The organism is uncultured Fenollaria sp. (genome assembly GCF_934202865.1).
Classification (GTDB): Bacteria; Bacillota; Clostridia; order Tissierellales; family Peptoniphilaceae; genus Fenollaria.
In genome coordinates, this window is sequence record NZ_CAKPYL010000023.1 from 1 (window position 1) to 19,617 (window position 19,617).

Sequence of the window (19,617 nt, forward strand, 5' to 3'; positions counted from 1 at the left end):
GAGTATTGCCACCAAAGAAACTTCTGGTAGGTCAAGACCTTCTCTAAGAAGGTTTATTCCGACTAGGCAATCAAATTTCTTTTCTCTAAGATCCTTTATAATCTGCATTCTATCAATTGCAGTGACATCTGAGTGCATATAAGTAACATTGATACCTAATTGATCAAGATACTTAGTTAAGTCCTCAGCCATCTTTTTAGTAAGCGTTGTGATTAATACTCTCTCATCTTTTTTAGCTCTGATTCTAATTTCCTTAATCAAGTCATCTATTTGACCCTTAGTAGGTCTTACTTCAATCACTGGGTCTAGTAGGCCCGTTGGTCTAATAACTTGCTCTACAGTGTTTTTAGAGCGTTCTAGCTCATATTGAGCAGGTGTCGCGCTCACATATATAACTTGATTCATCATAGCTTCAAACTCAGCAAATTTCAATGGCCTATTGTCAAGAGCGCTTGGTAGTCTAAAGCCATAGTCTACAAGCGATGTCTTTCTAGACCTATCGCCCTCATACATTGCTCTGATTTGAGGTACACTTACATGTGACTCATCTATAAAGGTTATAAAGTCCTTTGGGAAGTAGTCAATCAAGGTATATGGCCTTGATCCTGGTTGTCTTTGTGATAAGTGTCTAGAATAGTTTTCTATACCCGAACAAAAACCTATCTCATTAAGCATTTCCAAATCATAGTTAGTTCTCTCTTTAAGTCTTTGTTCTTCAACAAGTTTACCATGCTCATGAAGCCACTTAAGCCTATCATCGAGCTCAAGCTTAATGCTTTCAATAGCTTTTTTAACTTTGTCATCAGTTGTCGCATAGTGAGACGCCGGGAAGATGGATACATGCACTCTAGTGCCTATAATCTCGCCAGTTAATGAATCAATTTCAAGTATCTTATCAATCTCGTCGCCAAAGAACTCAATTCTAAAGGCATTTGTCTTTTCAGATGCTGGGAATATATCGAGTATATCTCCTCTAACTCTAAATGTTCCTCTGATAAAGTTTATATCATTTCTGACATATTGTATGCTAATTAATTTTTTAATTACATCATCTCTTGAGATTTGCATCTCAGGTCTAAGTGATACCATCAGCTTTTCATAATCAATTGGGTCACCTAAGCCATATATACATGAAACAGACGCAACAATGATTACATCTTTTCTTTCAAATAAAGCTGCCGTTGCAGAGTGCCTTAGCTCATCTATGTCGTCATTGATCTGACTGTCCTTAGCAATGTAAGTATCAGTTGCAGCTACATAAGCCTCTGGTTGATAGTAGTCGTAGTAGCTTATAAAGAACTCAACAGAGTTTTCTGGAAAGAATTCCTTAAACTCGCTATATAACTGATACGCAAGAGTCTTGTTGTGTGCGATGACTAAAGCTGGTCTTTGCGTCTGTTTAATTATATTTGCCATAGTGAAAGTTTTACCAGAGCCTGTTACGCCTAGCAAAACTTGATCCCTATAGCCTTTATTAATCCCTTCAGATAGTGATTCTATTGCCTTTGGTTGATCTCCAGTAGGAGTATAATCAGACTTTAATTTGAATTTCACTATGCATCACCTTTACTAATATCTATCTCATAAATAATGTTCTTCGTATAATTCTTATCAATAACCTTTGTACTTTTATATAGCTTCTTTAAATCATTAGTCAAATATAAACTTAAGTTATCGACATTTTCAAAAAGAACTTCCTCTTTAAGATTATTATCCAATTTGCATAATAATAAATCATATGACTCAAGATTTATATCTTTTTTAGCTAAAACATATTCATCATCTATCTTTTTGATGTAAGAGTAATCGCCCTTAATTATCATCTTATAAAATCTTTCATTTAAGTTATAAGTATATAGGCTAGTGCCTTCAATCTTATTGTCAATTCTATAAACAAAGGAATTATCATCAGCATAATAATAGTTTTCTACTTCATCTATAAAGTCATAATCTTCAAAGTCTCTAGTGATATATAGCATTTGATTGATGTCATACTTTGATAAATATACGTAGAAGCCGTTGATATAAGAGGCTCTGATTATATTATCCTCAGCGCTAAATAATTCTATATAGCTATCGTCATTTAGATCTACTTCATAAAGAGTCGTCATATTAGCCTCGCCTCTGCTGATTGCAAGAACTGAATCATCGCTCTTAAAGTTTGCATCAATTATATTTAAATCATCTTTATAATCAATAAACTTTATTTCATCTTTTTCTTCATTGTAAACAGCACTGCTTAAAGCTGAGGACTTGTCTTTAAAGTTGATAATTATGTCATCATTTTTATTATTCTTGTATATGGACTTAATATCACCACTAAAAGACAATATCTTCTTAGAATTTCTGCTAGCTATATCATAGATATAGATATTGTTCACATCATCGTCTTTTTTGTTATAGTATATAGCTTTATCTGTATTTAGCTTAAAGACATTACCATTGTCGACAAACTTTGAAATAATTTCTTCATCAAGCGAGAGAACTTTACCCTCATTCGCATCAAAATTTATTTTTAAATTTTTTATAGGATGCTCATGATCATCCTTTTCATAAACAAATTTATATTTAATCTGCCAAATAGGCTTATCTGTATAAATTAATTCAGCTGAATCAGGTAGGTTCGCAATAAGCTTGTATTTTTGCTTGACATAATTGATTGCATTGTCCTTAGTGTACTTTATATCAATATTTTTTATACCACTTTTGTCAATAAGAAAATCATCCGCTTCTATATCATCTGGAAGTTTATTAAGCAGCTTGATGCTTATATATGGCGTGCAAACATTGTTCGAGTCTTTCTTCGAATTAAGCAATATGTGAAACTTGCCGTTTTTATATACTACAGATGAAAGCTCTATATCATCAGTTAAGCATGGCTTAATAACCATGCTTAATAATGAACTATCATTTTTGTCAATTTCCACCCTATCATTTTGTACTTCAAGATCCTTTAAATAATTAATCTTTCTTAGCACAAAAGGAATTTCTTTATTTTCACTTAACTCAATCTCTTCTCCTTCATCTGTAGGAGCGTCAAGCTCGTCAAAACCATAGCGCTTATCACTATCCTTTATGAATAGTGGTCCGTTAGTACAAGCGCTTAGTGCAAGTATTGAGATAAATATAAGTAATAAAGATATATTTTTTCTCATCTAATTAATTATATTTCTTCATCTTCATTAGATTCATCATCTGAACCTAAGTCTATATCGTTTAATAAATCTCTTAACTTTCTAGCTTCAGCATGTGTTAGGGATATGCCCTTACCCATCCTGCTGTGGTCTTCTCTCCAGTTTCTAATGTCAACTTTGCCATCGGCACCGTTCCAAGAAATAACATTTACTTCTTTAACCATGCCCTTGCCATTGTTAGAAAATTCTCCTAATTGTTCTAGTATTTCGTATTCAAAATCTTTTGCCATTTTCTTCTCCTATTTATTTAATATTTCTATAGCTTTTTGTATTTGATTATCTTTTCCAAGATTGTCTATAGATATAGTTTTTACTTCTTCATTTAATTCTACTTTTACATCAGGTGATATGCCCTTGCCGTGTATATTGACTCCGCTAGGTGTGTAATAAGCACTTGTAGTAAGTTTTAGGCCTTCACCATCTGGCATATTGTATACAGTTTGTACTATGCCCTTGCCAAAGGTTTGTGTGCCGACTATAGTTGCTCTCTTTCTGTCTTTAAGCGCGCCAGCAACTATTTCCGAAGCTGATGCAGAGCCCTTGTTAACAAGAACAACTATCTTGATATCGTCTGCGCCTTTAGTAGCGTTTATAGTTTCTTTATTGTTTTGCTTATCAAGTGTGTACATGATTAAGCCGCCATCAAGAAATGTGTTAACTACTTGTGTTGATGTTGTTAACAGTCCACCTGGATTGTTTCTTAAATCAAGTATTAGCTTTGTCATACCTTGCTTCTTAAGCTCTTTATATTGCTTGTTGAAGTCATTATATGTTGGCGTATCAAAACCTGATATATTTATATAGCCTATATTATCTTTTAATAGCTTTGATGAAACAGTTTGCACTTTGATTATTTCTCTAACTATATCAAAGTCTAAGAATTGTGCCTTACCATTTTTATCTCTTCTTAATATAGTGATTTTAACCTTTTCACCAGGCTTGCCTCTCATAATCTTTACAGCATCATCCAGTTTGTCTGCAGTAAAGTCTTCTCCATTAATCTTTATGATCTTATCATCAGTTTTTAAGCCAGCTCTATCTGCTGGTGTACCCTTCATTGGTGAAACTATTGTAATTAAGTTATCATCAATAGATCCGCTTACGTATATACCAAGGCCAGCGAATTCACCGTCAGTCTCTTCATTAAACTTTTTATATTCGTCTTCAGTCATGTAATATGAGTATGGATCATTTAAGCTACTTACAGCGCCTTTAAGCATACCCATAAGAACGTCGTAATCATCTGCCTTCTTATAGTAATTTTTATCAATCATACTCTTAACTTCATTTATTCTCTCTAAGACATATTCATCATCAAGTTTTTTATCAGTCTTTTCATTATCATCTTTCTTTGCAATGATCTTCGTATCAGCAACTTTACTCTTTGAATTGCCGATATTATACGAAATAAGATTGCTTGTAAAAAATAAAGCTAAGACCAATATTGTTATTAATACTTTCTTTAATTTCATTTTATCCTCCGTTATCTAAGCCAATTTATTGGATTTGTGAAATTACCGTTCTTTCTTACTTCAAAGTGTAAGTGTGGACCGGTTGAGAATCCAGTTGATCCAACTTTTGCTATTGCTTGTCCTTTTTTGACTTTCGCTCCCTTGCTCTTTAATAATCTCGAGCAGTGTCCGTAGCCAGTAACTATCTTTCCGCCGTGGTCAACTAGTACTAGGTTACCATAGCCAGCATATTTACCAGAGAAAATAACTGTGCCGTCTGCCGCTGCAACGATATTTGTTCCTGTTGGAGCAGGTATGTCTATGCCGGTGTGTAACCTTTTTATCTTAAATATAGGATGGTTTCTATAACCATAGCCTGAACTAATTCTAGTATGACCAGGTAGTGGCCATCCAAGCTTGCCGCCTACAAACTTTTGAGAATTAGATTGAAGCTTAAGTATTTGCGCTCCTAAGTTTTTAGAGTCTTGCTCAAGTTTTGCCAGACTCTTTTTAGCCTTCTCTATATCATTTTTTAATATTGCAAATTGTTTTTCTTGTTCTGATTTTAATTTGGATACTTCATCTTTTTGACTAGCTAGTTTGTTTTTATTCTCAACTTGAGTGTTCTTTAAACTTTCAAGTGAAGATTTTATCTTAACGATGTTATCAACTTCGCCCTCAATACTTGCTATAAGGTCTTGATCTCTCTTCGCTATCTTTTGAACCATGTTTTTCTTAGAAAGATAATCATCCAAAGACTTAGATGAAAGAAGTACTGTAACGTAGTTATCATCACTGTTCATATACATGCTTCTTAATCTCTTTCTAAATAAAGCATCATTTTCTTTTAGTCTCTTTTGAGCATCTTCAAGCTCAGTAGTCTTTTGCGCTATCTTGCCATCAGTCTCTTTAATAGCGTTATTAAGATTATCTATACTCGAGTTTAAAGATGAAATACTATTTCCATACTTAACTATATTGTTATAAACGTTTGTAGATTCTTTTTGTTTAGTGTTTATCTCATTTTTTGTGTCCTTAATCTGCTTGTCAACATTTTTCTTCTTATTCTTTAGCTTACCAGCTGCAAAGACAGTTTGAAAACTTAAAGCTAATATTAATAAAACGATTATCAATCTCTTCTTCTTAAACAAATAATCACCTATACCTTTAATAACTTCTTAAGTGAACTGATGCTACCAAGCATACCAATTCCAACACCTAATGTCACAAATATAATACTAAAGTCTGTAATAATATTTTCCGGACTAACTAAGGCATCGCTAAGCATTCCATTTTTTGATCCAGCTAGATAATCATATACATATGAGTAGCCAAATTTTACACATAGCATTGCGATAAGTGCTGCAATTAGGCCTATCATTATACCCTCAAACACATATGGACCAGTGATGTAGCCGTTAGTTGCTCCAACATACTTCATAATCTCAATCTCTTTCTTTCTTGAGCTTATGGATAATCTTATAGTATTTGAAATCAAGAATATTGAGATGAATATTAAGGCTATGATTAAAGCAAAGCCGCCTATCTGCATGTACTTAGATATCTTAAGTAAATGTATTACTTCATCAGATAAATACCTTACATCTTCAACGCCTGGCATCATCTTGATCTCTCCAGCAACATCGTTTATCTTTTCTATATCATTAACATGAATCTTGAATGCATTTGGTAGTGGATTATCTTCCTTGTATTCTTCAAGTAAGTAGCTCTTATTTTCCCATTGTTCAAACATGCTTTCTAGGCCTTCATCTTTGGAGATAAATTTAACTTCTTTAACTTCATCTATGTCCTTGAGCTTCTCTTCCATGTCCTTAATACCTTCATCATCAACACCATCTAATAAGAAGACCTTTACTTCGTTTATCTTTTCTTTAGTGTCTCCAACAACTTTATTAACGCTTAAAACTATAATCAATACAGTTGAAAGTATTAATAAAACTGAAAGTATAGATACTATTGCTGCTAAGGCCATGTTGAAGTGCCTTGCTATACCTTTAAATCCGTCTTTAATTATATTTATCATTTCTCTAAATTTCACAGTAGTACCCACCTTCATATACATCACTTACAACATTGCCGTGGTTTAAAGTGATTACTCTTTTTTTCATCTCGTCAACGATGTTCTTCGCATGCGTTGCCATGACTATGGTTGTGCCTCTATTGTTGATATCTTGCAATAAGTTCATTATTTCCCATGCAGTATCTGAGTCAAGGTTACCTGTTGGCTCGTCCGCAATGATAACATCAGGCTTATTTACTAAAGCTCTGGCAATGGCAGTCCTTTGGCACTCGCCTCCTGAAAGTTGGTGAGGATAAGACTTTGCCTTGTCACTTAGACCAACCATGCTTAGTATAATAGGCACACTCCTTCTAATCTCTCTAGGCTTCTTACCAATAATCTCCATAGCAAAAGCAACGTTTTCATAAACAGTCTTATTAGGTAAAAGTCTAAAGTCTTGAAAAACAACTCCTATATACCTTCTAATATATGGAATCTTTCTATTACTAACATCAGTTATGTCTTCATTGTTCAAATATATTTTGCCGCTAGTGGGCCTAATTTCTTTCAATATTAATTTTGTCAAAGTTGACTTGCCTGCCCCAGATGGTCCTATCAAAAATACAAACTCACCCGGTTTGATGTGTATGTTTATATCATTAAGAGCAAGAACTTCGCCATATTTTTTACTTACGTTTTCTAATCTAATCAAAAATATAACACCTCTTGTCATTTATAATCGTTTTGTGGTAGAATATACATATATATTATAATACAAAATGCTTAAAAAATAAAGGGGGAATTTCTTTGAACAAGAAAACACTAAGATCTCAGCTCTTAGAGACAAGAAAAAATATCTCCGAAGAAGATAGACTTAATAAATCAAAGATAATAATCGATAAGCTGATGGCGACTCACGAGTATAAGAACGCTACTAATATCATGGCCTTTGCTAGCTTTGGTACCGAGGTTAATACTCACGATTTTATCAAGACTTCACTTGCTAATGGCAAGAGAATCATCTTACCTATATCAATCAAAGAAGACAGAAGTCTTTTTTTGCAAGAAATTACAAATTTTGATGAACTAAAACCATCTACTTATGGTATACTAGAACCAGAGAAGAAAGAAAATTTTGATAGAAATAAACTTGACCTAGTCATAGTTCCCGGTGTTGCCTTTGACCACAGAGGCTTCAGGTTGGGCTACGGCGGCGGTTACTACGACAGATTATTAGCCTCACTTGATAAGAGAACTAAGATTGTCGCTATCAATTTTGAGGAGCTATATGTATATAGAGTTATTATTAGCAGGTACGATATGAAAGTTCCTGTCCTTATAACAGATAGAAAAATTAGAAATTTCCAAAGGAGAGCAAGATGAAAAGATATATTGGTACAAATGTAATGGGTTTGAGATGCCCTATAATAAAAGCTGGAGATGATATAGTTGACATCGCTGTTGACACTATATTAAAAGCAAGCGAAGCCGGTAATTTTAAAATTAATGACAGAGACGTCGTTGGCTTGACTGAATCGATAGTTGCTAAGTCTATGAATAACTTCGCAACAGTTGATGACATAACTCATGACGTAAAAAACAAATTTAACTGCGATGAGGTTGCTCTAATCCACCCTATCATGAGTAGAAACAGATTTGCAATTTGCTTAAAAGGTATTGCTAAAGCGTTCAAAAAAGTATATGTCTTATTTAGTTACCCTCATGACGAAGTTGGTAACCACCTATGCGATCCAGATGAGCTAGATAACTTTGATATCAACCCTTATGGCGAGATAGTTGAAGAAAAAGAATTCAAGCAATGCTTCCCTAATACAAAGCACATATTTACTAATGTCGACTACATTGAATACTACAAGGAAATAATTGAAGAATCAGGCGCAGAAGCAGTTATGCTATTTGGCAATAACGAAAGAAATGTACTTAAATACACTAAAAACATCCTAGTATGCAGTATACACACTCGCGTTAGAACTAAAGAAAAGCTTAAAAAAGCAGGCGCAGAAAAGATATTCTGTTTATCTGAAATACTCGATACATCCATTGACGGTTCAGGCTTTAACGAAAAATATGGTCTACTTGGCTCAAACAAGTCTACTGAAAACAAGATAAAGCTATTCCCAAGAGATTGCGAAAAAATCGTTTACGCTATTCAAGATAAAATTCTAGAAAAAACTGGCAAAAAGATTGAAGTCCTTGTTTATGGTGATGGTGCTTTCAAAGATCCGGTTGGTAAGATATGGGAACTAGCTGACCCAGTTGTCTCCCCTGCTTTTACAGATGGCTTAAGAGGTACACCAAACGAAATAAAACTTAAATACATCGCTGACAATAGCTTTGCGGAATTAAAAGGAGAAGAGCTAGAAGAAGCCATTAAAGAAAAGATTCATAATAAAGACAGTAATCTAGTTGGCTCGATGGAGTCACAAGGAACAACACCGAGACAATTAACAGACCTTATAGGCTCACTATGCGACCTAACAAGCGGTAGCGGCGACAAAGGTACTCCTATAGTTTACATCAAAGGCTACTTCGATAATTTTTCAGAAGAATAATATTAAGATATTTTTAAAGGCGATTAGAATTTTTTCTAATCGCCTTTAAAATGTTTTCCGATCATATTTGAGCAAAAACTAATTTGTAAGTTTTTCCTCTGCTTTTATTACTTTACCATCTTTTGTTTCAACAATATAAATTCTATTTGCTAAATCCTCGTTTGTTTTAAATAAGGAAGCAAAATCATTAAAACTTTCAAAAGTATATTTCCTGTCGCCCTTTGTATCTTTAGCGTACTTTTCTTCAACATCAATTATTATTACCTTTGTATTTTCATCAACTTTTAGCATATCCTTATTATCTAATTCCTTATAATAAAAACCACCTGGATATTCATCTTCAGGTATTTCTAACCTTTCTAGTTCCTTTTTATCTTCTTCTAAGAAGTAATTTAAAAGTATAACTTCTTGTGCTTCTATCTCCGTTTCATTTACTTTAAGGAATTTGTAAGTTTTAACTGTGCTTTCCTTAGAATCACCCTTTTCATTATTTGATACATCTTTGTTGCAAGCAAATAATGAAAGTGTAAAAATTAGTAATGTTGTTAATAATAGTATTTTTTTCTTGTTCATAATAATCCTCCTTTTTTAAACAATCCAATCATAAATTTTATATAATATAATTAATTATCAGTCATGCACCCCCATATCACTATAGTTTTATTTTATTTAAACAATTATAATTATAGCTAGCATTGTAAAATTATAATTGTATTAAATTTTATAACTGAAAAACTATTGTTCACAAGCATTTATTGTTATTTCTCCAGTTAAGATGTTTATTGATTTGTTACTTATTAAAACTTCATATTTACATCCTTCAGTAGTCTTCATCTTAATTATCGTATCATCTTTAAACTCATTATCATAAACTAATTTATTATTTTCCATAATAATAATATTGTATTTAATTCCACCATTACAGCTTAAGTCAGATAAATTAAGTGTAAAACCATTATAATTTAATCCTCCTAAATTAGAATTATCAAACAAATAATTAGTATATTCTAATTTTCCAAGTCTTAAATTATTATTTACATTTACAGATTTTAATTGTGCTGTATATATGTCATTTAATTTTAGTTTACTATATTCTTCTTCACTTATAATATGAATTCTTCCATCAGAATTGTCAACACTTTGAAGCTCTACTTCAGTCCCAATAACTTCTATTCTGTCCTTTTCTAACTTAACAACACTAGCAAAAACTGGTATGCTAAAAAGAAATGTTAAAGCGAATATAAATGAGCCTAGTATTGTTTTTTTGTAATTTTTCATTATAATCATCCTTTCTAAATTTGGATTTAATTTTAAAGATACATAATCTCTTTTAATTGAATTACTCATAAGTTTAAACATTGACTTACAGTAGTCTTTTCTTGATTTTAAAGTATCTCCCAATCTTGAAATGACCTCTTTGTCTGTAAAGATTTCGATATCTTGCTCTAGATATTTCAAACTTACAATAAGTAGTGGATTACACCAGAATACACAAGCTACAATATTTACTATATGATTAAATAAAATATGAAATCTTTTTATATGTGTTAGCTCATGCATCATAACATACTTTAATAACTCTTCATCATCTAGTATATATGACTGGAGAATTATTTTAGGTTTCAATAAGCCATACGTCACTGGTGTTTTTAAATTATTATTTATATAAATACTGACTGTCCTTCTTAATTTAAAAGACTTAATATAATCTATGCACTTATTTTCATGTATTATTTTTGAGTCCTTCATAATTTTATCAAATTTTATATATTTATATAGAACATAGCACAAAATAATCACTGTTACTATATAACGATTAATTGGATATAATACATAACTTGTCTTCTGTGACATTAATCTTATAACTGAGTCAATATAACTTAAGATGTATAATATAAAATTAAATACCTTATTGGAGTTAAATTCTTCAATTCTGATTAAAATTTGATATGGGCATATCAAGTATGCAAATAAGAGCGCCCATAAAATAATACTTGCTGATTTAAAAGCATTTTTGTTTAAAAATTTTCTTATGAGTAATATTAATATTATTAGTAAGAAACTTTTAAAACTTTTTATTAAAGCAACCTCATTATATATGTCTACTATCACCTTTACTATCCTCTACCTCAAAATTTTCTAATAAGTTTTTCATTTCTTCAAGTTCTTCTTCTGAAACTTTTTCTGTGCTTAAAAATGTTTTACACATATTTACAAGAGATCCTTTAAATAATTTTTGAAACGCTTCTTTTTGCTTGCTAAGTAAAGCTTCTTCGCGCGACATAATAACACTAATCGTATATTTTGGATAACGCCTATCCAAGACTCCCTTTTCTATTAATCTGCCGATAAATGTATAAGCAGAAGTTTTACTAATTCCATATTTTTCTTTTAAGATTTTAGATAATACTAAAGCTTGTATTTCTCCGTTCTCATCTAAAACATCTCCTTGCCATAGAAGCTCCATTACTTGTAATTCACCATTTGATAAATCCATATTATACCCCCTATTTCATTTTCATTTATCTTAATATTTTCACCTCGAATATATCATATTTCATAAGAAAAGTCAAGTACTTTCTATAAATTATTAATTGTTTTTACGCATAAAAATACCCTCTCTACTCGTAATGAGTAAAGAGGGTTTTATAATTTTAACTATTTTTCTATAAGTTTACTTACTTCTTCTTCAACGTGTTCTTTAGTAATTCCGTATTTTTCAAATAATACTTTTCCTGGCGCAGATGAGCCGAATCTATCGATACCAATCGCAGTACCTTCTAAGCCGACAAACTTGCCCCAAGGCATTGTTGAAAGTGCTTCTACTGATACTCTTCTCTTAACGCTTGATGGAAGTATCTTTTCGATGTATTCTTTGTCTTGATTTAAGAATATCTCTTGTGATGGCATACTAACAACTCTTATCGATTTGCCTTTTGCTTCTAGATCTTTAGCTGCTTCTATTGACAAAGCTACTTCTGATCCTGTAGCTATGATTATGGCGTCGATTGCATCCTTTGCTTCTTTATGAACAATGTATCCGCCCTTTAATGCTTCTTCAGATGAATTATCAAGCAGTTTTAGTCCTTGTCTTGATAGTATCAAGCATGTTGGTGTTTCTTTGCTCATGAGTGCGCTTTGCCATGCGTAAATTACTTCTCTTGAGTCAGCAGGCCTAATTACGTTGATGTTTGGTATGCTTCTAAGCATAGCTAAGTGCTCTATAGGTTGATGTGTTGGTCCGTCTTCGCCAACGCCGATGCTGTCGTGAGTTAATATATATATAGCTGGTAAATTCATTAGTGAAGCTAATCTGATTGATGGCTTCATATAGTCTGAGAATACTAAGAATGTTGCCGCATATGATCTTAGACCACCATGTAATAAGATACCATTGCAAATAGCTGCCATTGCATGTTCCCTAACACCAAAGTGAATGTTTCTTCCTTCTGGGCATTCGCTTGAGAAATACTTTTCATCATTCATCACTGATTTGTTTGATGGACCTAAGTCTGCTGAACCACCTATTATATTTTCTAATACATGGCTTACTTTGTTAAGAACTTTGCCTGATGAAGCTCTTGATGCATCGTCTTTAAGCTCTATATCAGTCATAGCCTTTAATACTTCTTCACTTACTTCTTTATCATAGAAACTCATAAGCTTGTCATAATCAGCTTTATATTTAGCTTTATAAGCTTCTAATTGCTTGTACCAATCTTCTTCATATTTATCAAGTTCTTCACACTTTTCTTTCATGTAATCAAGAACGTCTTGGCTCACATTAAAGCCTTCTTCTTCATATTGAAGATTCTTTCTAAGTGCTGCAAGTGATTCAGCTCCTAGAGGTGCACCATGAGCGCCTGCAGTACCTTCCTTGCCAGTAGCACCATAACCTATCTTAGTCTTGATTTCGATTAGTGTTGGCTTATCAGTGCTCTTCTTTGCTTCAGATATAGCCTTTGATATGGCCTCAATTTCATTACCATCTTCAACGTATAAAGTGTTCCAACCAAGTGCTTCATATCTTGCTCTAACATTTTCAGCGAAAGCTACTTCTGTATCTCCTTCTATCGTAATGTTGTTCGAGTCATATAAAACAACTAATTTATTTAACTTAAGTGTTCCTGCTAAGGATGATGCTTCGTTTGAGATACCTTCTTGAAGACAGCCATCGCCGCAAAGTATATAGGTCATGTGGTCAATAAGCTTGTTGTCATCTTTGTTAAATAATGCTGCTAAATGCCTTTCAGCAATCGCCATACCAACACCCATAGCAATACCTTGGCCAAGTGGTCCAGTGCTTGCTTCAACGCCTTTTGTGTGCATGTACTCAGGGTGACCTGGTGTAAGTGAGTCAAATTGTCTGAAATTTTCTAAGTCCTCAATCTTTAAGCCATAGCCATATAAATTAAGTAGTGAGTATAAAAGCATAGATCCATGTCCTGCAGATAAGATAAATCTGTCTCTGTTTATCCAATCAGGATTCTTTGGATTGTGTTTTAAATGCTCATTAAATAATGTAAATGCTGCTGGCGCTGCTCCTAGTGGCAAGCCAGGGTGGCCTGAATTTGCCTTCTCTATCGCCTCAGCTGATAGAACTCTAATTGTGTTTATCACCTTTTGTTTAACGTCCATATTAACCTCCTATTATTCTTTATCTATATACTCTACTGCGTTTTTTGTAAATATTATCTTCATTAAAAATTTTGGTATATCTAATTGTCTTTTAAATCGTTTTGGCTCTTTGATTAACCTATATAGCCACTCCATCCCTATCTTTCTTATAAAAGCTGGCGCTATCTTGACATTGCCTGCCAATACATCTATGACACCGCCATTAGCAATAGCTAGTTTGCTCTTTAACTTATCTTTATTATAATAGATAAATTTTTCTTGATAGCCAGCGCCCATTCCTACGAAGATGGCGTCTGTCTTTGAATCATTTATCTTTTGTATTAAAGCTTCTTCTTCATCGCATGAAGCGTGATCGTTGTGACTGCCATTGAAATAGCCGTTGTTGTAGCCTGCTATGACGATGTTTGGATAATCATTATTAATCTTCTCAATAGCTTTTTCAGCTATCCCAGGCTTTGCTCCTAGTAAGAATAGTGAAAGATGCTTCTCATTCATTAGCTCTAAGATCTTGATAGATGTATCATAGCCTGTTACTCTTGATTTAAGTGGCTTCTTTTTTAGTTTTGATGCAATCATTAATCCAATTCCGTCACATAAGTTTAGTGAGGCTGAGTTAATAATTTTCTTAAACTCCTCATCTCTTCCTGCTCTCATGACTATCTCTGGATTTGGTGTATATATATAATTTAGTTCATCGTTATTAAAAAATTCACCTATCTTGTTCATGGTCTGATCCATGTCAACGTTATTTATTCTAACACCTAATATTTTAATGTCCATTAGCATCATCCTCTAAAAGTTCTAGCGCAAGCTTACTTGCCTCTATCGCCTTTTTCTTATTCTCTTCATTAATAGTACTTAAATTAGAGATGAAAGATTCTCTATTATCTTTAATGTACTTATACGCTTTTAGTAAATCGTCATAATTAATTGCGTCAACGTCAATATTTATACTCTCGTCAAAGTCTTTAAGCAGTGTCTCTGTCTTTGGATCATAAGAAAGACCAATGAATGGCAGGTTTTGATGTATCGCATATATCATGGCATGAAGCCTCATAGCCACGATAAAGTCAGCGTTCTTCATAAGACTCATGAGTATCTCAACTGGATACTTTTCATCTATAATCTTACTTGAGTTTAAATTTGCCGCAATTTTTTCAGAGATAGTCGTATCTCTAGGCGTTTGCATTGGCATGAAGACTATGTTTTTGCCCTCATCAATAAGATAGTTTAAAAACTTACTTAGCTCATCTAATAGCTTTTCGTCATCCATCCACGATCTAATCGAGACCAAAACTGTATCCTTATTTATATCAAATTTCTTGCGAACACTTTCATCACTAGCCTCTTTTAGATTGAAGACTGGATCTGATAAGACTTTTATATTTGGATTGTTAACGCCGATGGACTTTATAAAATCATACGAGTCCTTGTCTCTAAGCGTAATGTAGTCAACTTTATTAAGTGCTCTTCGTGTGATATTTCTATTAAATCTCTTGTTTATAGGTCCAACACCATTGGAGTAGACAAAAACTTTTTTCTTATAGCGCTTAGCTAGCTTCATTATTAACAAGTAGTACCAAATTGATCTTGAACTTGTTTTGTCTTGAAGTAAGCTTCCGCCACCACTTATAAGCATGTCTGATGCCTTTAAACTTTTTCTCACATCAAAGAATTTAAATCTATCAACGGCAGCTACGCCATATTCCCTCTCAGTTAAGTCCGGATCTTTTGATAGAACTTTTATATTTAGATCAGGGTCCAATGACTTAAATGATTCTATAATTGATTTAAGTATAGCATCATCGCCCGAGTTTGAAAAGCCAAAGTAGCCCGACATAATTATTTTCTTTGAAACTATCTTCTTGTAGATGTCTACATGTTTCTCAGCCATCTTGATGTGAGTGAATTTATCGATGATTCTACTGTAAAGATTTTCTCCAAGCTTTTTTCGCTCGTCATCATTATTTTTTAAATCAAGTATATGCGCTGCTAAGGCCTTGTAATCTTGCTTTTCGAATAATTTTCCTGTCTCTCCATCAAGTATGATCTTTGGTATACCACCAACTTTAGATGCAACGGTCGCCTTCTTTAATGAGCCGCCCTCCATAATAACGTATGGAAATGACTCACTCAAACTGCATAAGACATTTATATCTATCGCGTTAAGAAAATCGTACGGATGAGTCTCATTACCTAAGAAATAAACATTATCTTCTAAGCCTAGCTCTTTACTTAGGTTCAATAAGTGCTCTTTATCTTGACCGTCTCCCGCAATTAAGAATATGACAGATTTATCTTTATCAAGCACTTCTCTAGCAGCTCTTAAAAATGTCTCGTGGTCTTTAACCTTATCTAGTCTAGCTAAGATACCGACTATAAACTTATCCTTATAAGCAATATTTTTTTCTTTTAAATAGCTTTCTTTGTCCTTAATAGCTCTATCTTCTAAAAATATACCATTGTATATAGTAAATATTTTATCCTTATCAAAGCCTCTACTTACAAGCATATCCTTAAAACTATCAGAAACTGCTATGTAATTATCAAATTTTTTTAAGGCAAACTTGTTAAGATTGGTAAAAACTATATTCTTATAAAAATTATCTTTAAAGTCTAATAAATAATCGCTGTGAACTGTAGTTATGAACTTGGCTTTAACTTTCTTCTTCAAAAAGTAGCTTATAAGGTTTGCTCTTGCACCATGTGAGTGAACTATCTCATAATTTTCACTCTCAATAAGGTCCTTGAGCTTATTAACGACAGAAAAATCAAATCTGCTTCTTTGTTCAATGACCTCGACATCTATGCCATGCTTTTTTAAGTCTTCAGCAAAAGGTCCATCGATAAAGCAAACTAATTTTACTTCTACTTTGTCTTTTAAACCGCATAGCAGATTTATGATGTGCGTCTTTGCTCCACCAGTGTCTCCGCCACTAATTAGATGAAGTACTTTCATAATCAATTCCTTTATTTCTTAGTCCCATGATAAGCGCTGCATACATAACAAAATATATGATCATAGCTGGAAACTCAAATATATTCTCAACAGAGTTTTGTATCAAAACGTCTAAAGCGCCGCAGAATAGTCCGCATGCTAATATCTTATTATCTAAATTCTTTTGTGTAAACACTACCTTTAATGTAGATATTAAAAATCCGAGTATCATAAAGCCTATTGCGCATATGCCATAGTAGCCTGTTTCAACTAAGGTTTTTAAGTAGTAGTTATCTAAGTAAAACGGCGATAAATCGTTATTTAAAGCAACTGCTCCGCCATATCTACCAAGGCCAACGCCCCAAAACTTATGCTTTGACCAAACTTTTAAGCCAATTGTCCATCTATATATCCTGCCGCCACTAGCTGATTTAAACATGTATTCTGGTGTTAGCATGTATAATAATCTTGTTGATAGTGAGTTGCCTGAAACTATAAACAAAGAGCCAAGTATCACGAATGGCGTAAGTACGCGCACATTTGTAAATAGTATAAAGGCGAAGATGGCTAGTGCAAAGGCAATCCACGCGCCTCTTGAGTACGTTAATAGTAGTCCTAAGAGCATAACCATGACTTCAATAAAATATATGGCCTTTGACTTTTTATTCTTTTCAATTAAAAATAAAGCTATTGCAAGTGGTATTATTAGTACAAATAGTACGCCAAGTATATTTGGCGAGCCTACTATTGAGAAGGCTCTTACCTTTATCGATTCGCTTGAGTCAATCCAGTTGCCTGGCATTTTGACTTTGAATATGAATTGATATAAGGCATGTAAACCGAGTAAAAATCCGCCGTGCATTATAAACTTTGATGTTGTCTTGACAATATTTTCATTTGTAAAAAATTGTACAAAAATGTAATACCATAGAATGTGCTGGAACATAGCTCTAAAGCCTTCTATAGCTATCTTAGTGTTTGGTTGCACTACAAGTACGTGTATTATACCTAGAATAAAGTATACAGCTAGCACAAAGCCAAATGGAGTGAAATTATATCTGATGCTTCCATTTGAATTCATCCTTCTCATTGCTATATAAAAAATCATGAATAAAAAGTAAAATTCGTCCCAATAGTTTGCAAATGAGCTCAGTCCGGGTATTCTTCTGATTATATAGTCAGTAAATATATATGCTACAATTACTAAGACAAAAATAAAGCCAAAGTAGTTTACACCAGTAAGCTTAATAAAGCCCTTGTAAATGATTGACTCATGAAACGCAGTATTAAATTTATCAACTATGCCACGGATAAAGCTTTCTTTGTATACCTTGTTTAGCTTTTTATAAAATCTAGACATCTTTTCATCTAGTTTAGCTAATAATTTGTATAAATGGCTACCTTTTAAACTATCATTATAAGTTCTTAGTTTATATTGCGGTTTTGTATAGTCAAATAGAAAGCTTGATCTAAGTAGAGAGAGTATATAGATGTATATTCTATAAAAAAGACTCTCTTTAAACAGTTTTTCCATCTTAATCAACTTTCTTCCTATCAGCAATTAGCGCGCTAAGTCTATAATTATCAGACTCTAAAAATATTGTAGAGCCAAGTCTTAGCTCTTGCTTGCCAAACTTAAGCGAGTTATTTACATGTGAAAAATCGCCTTCTATAGTAACTATAGTCTTTTCCTTAAGTGGATCAATAGCTTTTATTACTTCACCATTGTCATCAACTGTATTTACATAGAAGTCTTCTCTTTTAATGTCTTTAACATAGATCTCGAAGTGATTCTTCATTTCGCCTAGTTGGTCGCCTACTCTTATGCAATCAGTATTGCCTTTATCTTCATATAAATATAATGTCGCCTCATACTTTTCAGTTGTTTTGCCTAAAGTTATATCGGCTACATCTTTTCTCATTAGTTTTAGTGAAGCAAAGAAAACTAAGGCTATTACAATCAATACTGCCAGTATATCTAATAAACTTATTTTGCCAAATACTCTTAATTTATTATCTATTATTTTCATCTACTTCCTCCACATTAGTTATATAGCCAAGATATGCGTGATCCTTAGTCTTTACGTACATATCAACGCCTGCTTTTATCTCTTGTCCGCCTAAAGACATGTAGGGACCAGTATAGTTGACATTAGCCTTGATCTTAACTATAGGGTTAACAAATTCTGCATCATCAACCACAACGATTTCACCGTTAGTCTTTACTAATTCATTCTTTTTAGCTTGTATATCGACGCTAATTATTTCGCCGTCTTGAAATGTTTCTTGTGCAAATAGCTTATCTCCCGGCTTCAAATCCTTTATAGCGTCTCTTGTAATGTCATCTTTAGCTTCTGCTGTGATGATGACTGTTCTTTTTTCTTCTTTACCTATGTTTGACTTAATATTTTTTCTATTTACAAGTAAAAATATTAGTACTAAGAAGATTAATATAATAAATATATCGAAAATATTTATCTTAAATTTCTTCTTCATTTATTCCTCCAAAATTTTGTTTATAATATTGTTTAGCTCTTCAGCTTGTGCTTGTCTTGAATATTTTTTTATTAGCTCTTTATCGCCATAATAATTATTCTCGCTCTTATAGTTTTCGTATAGCCTCATTATAGCGTTTTTAATCTCTATAGTCTCTCCAGGTTCTGCAACAAGGCCAGTCTTTGTCTCTTCTATTAGCTCGCCTGCTGCTCCATGCTTAGGAACTATAGCTAAAATGTTTTTATATGCTCTTAGATACTCAAAAACTTTTCCTGTGTAGAAGTTCTCAGAGCCTTTGCCCTTACCT

At 33.0% G+C, this 19,617-nt stretch carries 18 protein-coding genes and 1 pseudogene; 2 read left to right on the plus strand and 17 right to left on the minus strand.

The genetic code is table 11. The annotated features are described in order from the left end of the window. The 7 genes from uvrB to ftsE form a co-directional block, all read right to left on the minus strand. Positions 1–1,557, minus strand: a 1,557-nt coding sequence (gene uvrB, locus Q0E71_RS03675) for an excinuclease ABC subunit UvrB (RefSeq protein WP_294796172.1), incomplete at its 3' end; no start/stop codon positions are given. Beyond that, a complete protein-coding gene (locus Q0E71_RS03680; protein ID WP_294796129.1) occupies positions 1,554–3,155 on the minus strand; it encodes a hypothetical protein in 1,602 nt (533 codons plus the stop codon). The genes uvrB and Q0E71_RS03680, both read right to left, overlap by 4 nt. 8 nt (positions 3,156–3,163) lie before the next feature. Further along, on the minus strand, positions 3,164–3,424 hold the full coding sequence (locus Q0E71_RS03685; RefSeq protein ID WP_294796131.1) for a YdbC family protein: 261 nt from the start codon (positions 3,422–3,424) through the stop codon (positions 3,164–3,166). 9 nt (positions 3,425–3,433) lie between these two features. Continuing rightward, positions 3,434–4,666 (minus strand): S41 family peptidase, encoded by a 1,233-nt coding sequence (locus Q0E71_RS03690; protein ID WP_294796133.1) that lies wholly within the window; start codon positions 4,664–4,666, stop codon positions 3,434–3,436. A gap of 11 nt (positions 4,667–4,677) precedes the next feature. Further along, the gene (locus tag Q0E71_RS03695) at positions 4,678–5,796 is read right to left on the minus strand and encodes a murein hydrolase activator EnvC (RefSeq protein ID WP_294796135.1); all 1,119 of its coding nucleotides are present in this window, start codon (positions 5,794–5,796) and stop codon (positions 4,678–4,680) included. Positions 5,797–5,804: 8 nt separating this feature from the next. Continuing rightward, a complete protein-coding gene (gene ftsX, locus Q0E71_RS03700; RefSeq protein ID WP_294796137.1) occupies positions 5,805–6,704 on the minus strand; it encodes a permease-like cell division protein FtsX in 900 nt (299 codons plus the stop codon). Then, positions 6,694–7,377, minus strand: a complete 684-nt coding sequence (gene ftsE / locus Q0E71_RS03705; RefSeq protein ID WP_294796139.1) for a cell division ATP-binding protein FtsE — start codon at positions 7,375–7,377, stop codon at positions 6,694–6,696. Before ftsE ends, ftsX begins: the two co-directional genes overlap by 11 nt. A 95-nt stretch (positions 7,378–7,472) precedes the next feature. Here ftsE and Q0E71_RS03710 point away from each other — a divergent pair, with 95 nt between their 5' ends. Further along, positions 7,473–8,048: a 5-formyltetrahydrofolate cyclo-ligase gene (locus tag Q0E71_RS03710; RefSeq protein WP_294796141.1), complete on the plus strand. Its 576-nt coding sequence runs from the start codon at positions 7,473–7,475 to the stop codon at positions 8,046–8,048. Further along, positions 8,045–9,238: a coenzyme F420-0:L-glutamate ligase gene (locus Q0E71_RS03715; protein ID WP_294796143.1), complete on the plus strand. Its 1,194-nt coding sequence runs from the start codon at positions 8,045–8,047 to the stop codon at positions 9,236–9,238. Before Q0E71_RS03710 ends, Q0E71_RS03715 begins: the two co-directional genes overlap by 4 nt. Before the next feature lie 78 nt (positions 9,239–9,316). Here the strand turns inward: Q0E71_RS03715 and Q0E71_RS03720 are convergent, their stop codons facing one another. From Q0E71_RS03720 to Q0E71_RS03765, 10 genes and pseudogenes are all read right to left on the minus strand, one after another. Next, complete coding sequence (locus Q0E71_RS03720; protein ID WP_294796145.1) at positions 9,317–9,811, minus strand: hypothetical protein; 495 nt, start codon at positions 9,809–9,811, stop codon at positions 9,317–9,319. A 162-nt stretch (positions 9,812–9,973) separates the two neighbouring features. Beyond that, on the minus strand, positions 9,974–11,350 hold the full coding sequence (locus Q0E71_RS03725) for a M56 family metallopeptidase (protein ID WP_294796147.1): 1,377 nt from the start codon (positions 11,348–11,350) through the stop codon (positions 9,974–9,976). After that, positions 11,331–11,735: a BlaI/MecI/CopY family transcriptional regulator gene (locus Q0E71_RS03730; protein ID WP_294796150.1), complete on the minus strand. Its 405-nt coding sequence runs from the start codon at positions 11,733–11,735 to the stop codon at positions 11,331–11,333. Before Q0E71_RS03730 ends, Q0E71_RS03725 begins: the two co-directional genes overlap by 20 nt. 161 nt (positions 11,736–11,896) lie before the next feature. After that, positions 11,897–13,876 carry a transketolase gene (gene tkt, locus Q0E71_RS03735; protein ID WP_294796159.1) on the minus strand — a complete coding sequence of 660 codons (1,980 nt, stop codon included), beginning with the start codon at positions 13,874–13,876 and terminating at the stop codon, positions 11,897–11,899. 12 nt (positions 13,877–13,888) lie between these two features. Then, positions 13,889–14,656 carry a WecB/TagA/CpsF family glycosyltransferase gene (locus tag Q0E71_RS03740; RefSeq protein ID WP_294796161.1) on the minus strand — a complete coding sequence of 256 codons (768 nt, stop codon included), beginning with the start codon at positions 14,654–14,656 and terminating at the stop codon, positions 13,889–13,891. After that, positions 14,646–16,835, minus strand: coding sequence for a polysaccharide pyruvyl transferase CsaB (gene csaB, locus Q0E71_RS03745; protein ID WP_294796163.1), 2,190 nt, complete (start codon positions 16,833–16,835; stop codon positions 14,646–14,648). Before csaB ends, Q0E71_RS03740 begins: the two co-directional genes overlap by 11 nt. After that, positions 16,813–18,174 carry an O-antigen ligase gene (locus tag Q0E71_RS03750; protein ID WP_294796166.1) on the minus strand — a complete coding sequence of 454 codons (1,362 nt, stop codon included), beginning with the start codon at positions 18,172–18,174 and terminating at the stop codon, positions 16,813–16,815. The genes csaB and Q0E71_RS03750 overlap by 23 nt, the downstream gene beginning before the upstream one ends. A 175-nt stretch (positions 18,175–18,349) precedes the next feature. Further along, a complete protein-coding gene (locus Q0E71_RS03755) occupies positions 18,350–18,844 on the minus strand; it encodes a DUF4330 domain-containing protein (protein WP_294796168.1) in 495 nt (164 codons plus the stop codon). Beyond that, positions 18,828–19,310: a DUF4330 family protein gene (locus tag Q0E71_RS03760; RefSeq protein ID WP_294796170.1), complete on the minus strand. Its 483-nt coding sequence runs from the start codon at positions 19,308–19,310 to the stop codon at positions 18,828–18,830. Before Q0E71_RS03760 ends, Q0E71_RS03755 begins: the two co-directional genes overlap by 17 nt. Beyond that, positions 19,311–19,617: pseudogene (locus Q0E71_RS03765) on the minus strand (glycosyl transferase); the annotation flags it as partial. It abuts the gene before it with no gap.

Coding starts and splice junctions, on each gene's coding strand:
- Q0E71_RS03760 (WP_294796170.1), bottom strand. CDS start 19,310: ATGAAGAAGAAATTTAAGATAAATATTTTCGATATATTTATTATATTA.
- Q0E71_RS03690 (WP_294796133.1), bottom strand. CDS start 4,666: ATGAAATTAAAGAAAGTATTAATAACAATATTGGTCTTAGCTTTATTT.
- Q0E71_RS03685 (WP_294796131.1), bottom strand. CDS start 3,424: ATGGCAAAAGATTTTGAATACGAAATACTAGAACAATTAGGAGAATTT.
- tkt (WP_294796159.1), bottom strand. CDS start 13,876: ATGGACGTTAAACAAAAGGTGATAAACACAATTAGAGTTCTATCAGCT.
- Q0E71_RS03755 (WP_294796168.1), bottom strand. CDS start 18,844: ATGAAAATAATAGATAATAAATTAAGAGTATTTGGCAAAATAAGTTTA.
- csaB (WP_294796163.1), bottom strand. CDS start 16,835: ATGAAAGTACTTCATCTAATTAGTGGCGGAGACACTGGTGGAGCAAAG.
- Q0E71_RS03740 (WP_294796161.1), bottom strand. CDS start 14,656: ATGGACATTAAAATATTAGGTGTTAGAATAAATAACGTTGACATGGAT.
- Q0E71_RS03720 (WP_294796145.1), bottom strand. CDS start 9,811: ATGAACAAGAAAAAAATACTATTATTAACAACATTACTAATTTTTACA.
- Q0E71_RS03750 (WP_294796166.1), bottom strand. CDS start 18,174: ATGTCTAGATTTTATAAAAAGCTAAACAAGGTATACAAAGAAAGCTTT.
- Q0E71_RS03680 (WP_294796129.1), bottom strand. CDS start 3,155: ATGAGAAAAAATATATCTTTATTACTTATATTTATCTCAATACTTGCA.
- Q0E71_RS03730 (WP_294796150.1), bottom strand. CDS start 11,735: ATGGATTTATCAAATGGTGAATTACAAGTAATGGAGCTTCTATGGCAA.
- Q0E71_RS03715 (WP_294796143.1), top strand. CDS start 8,045: ATGAAAAGATATATTGGTACAAATGTAATGGGTTTGAGATGCCCTATA.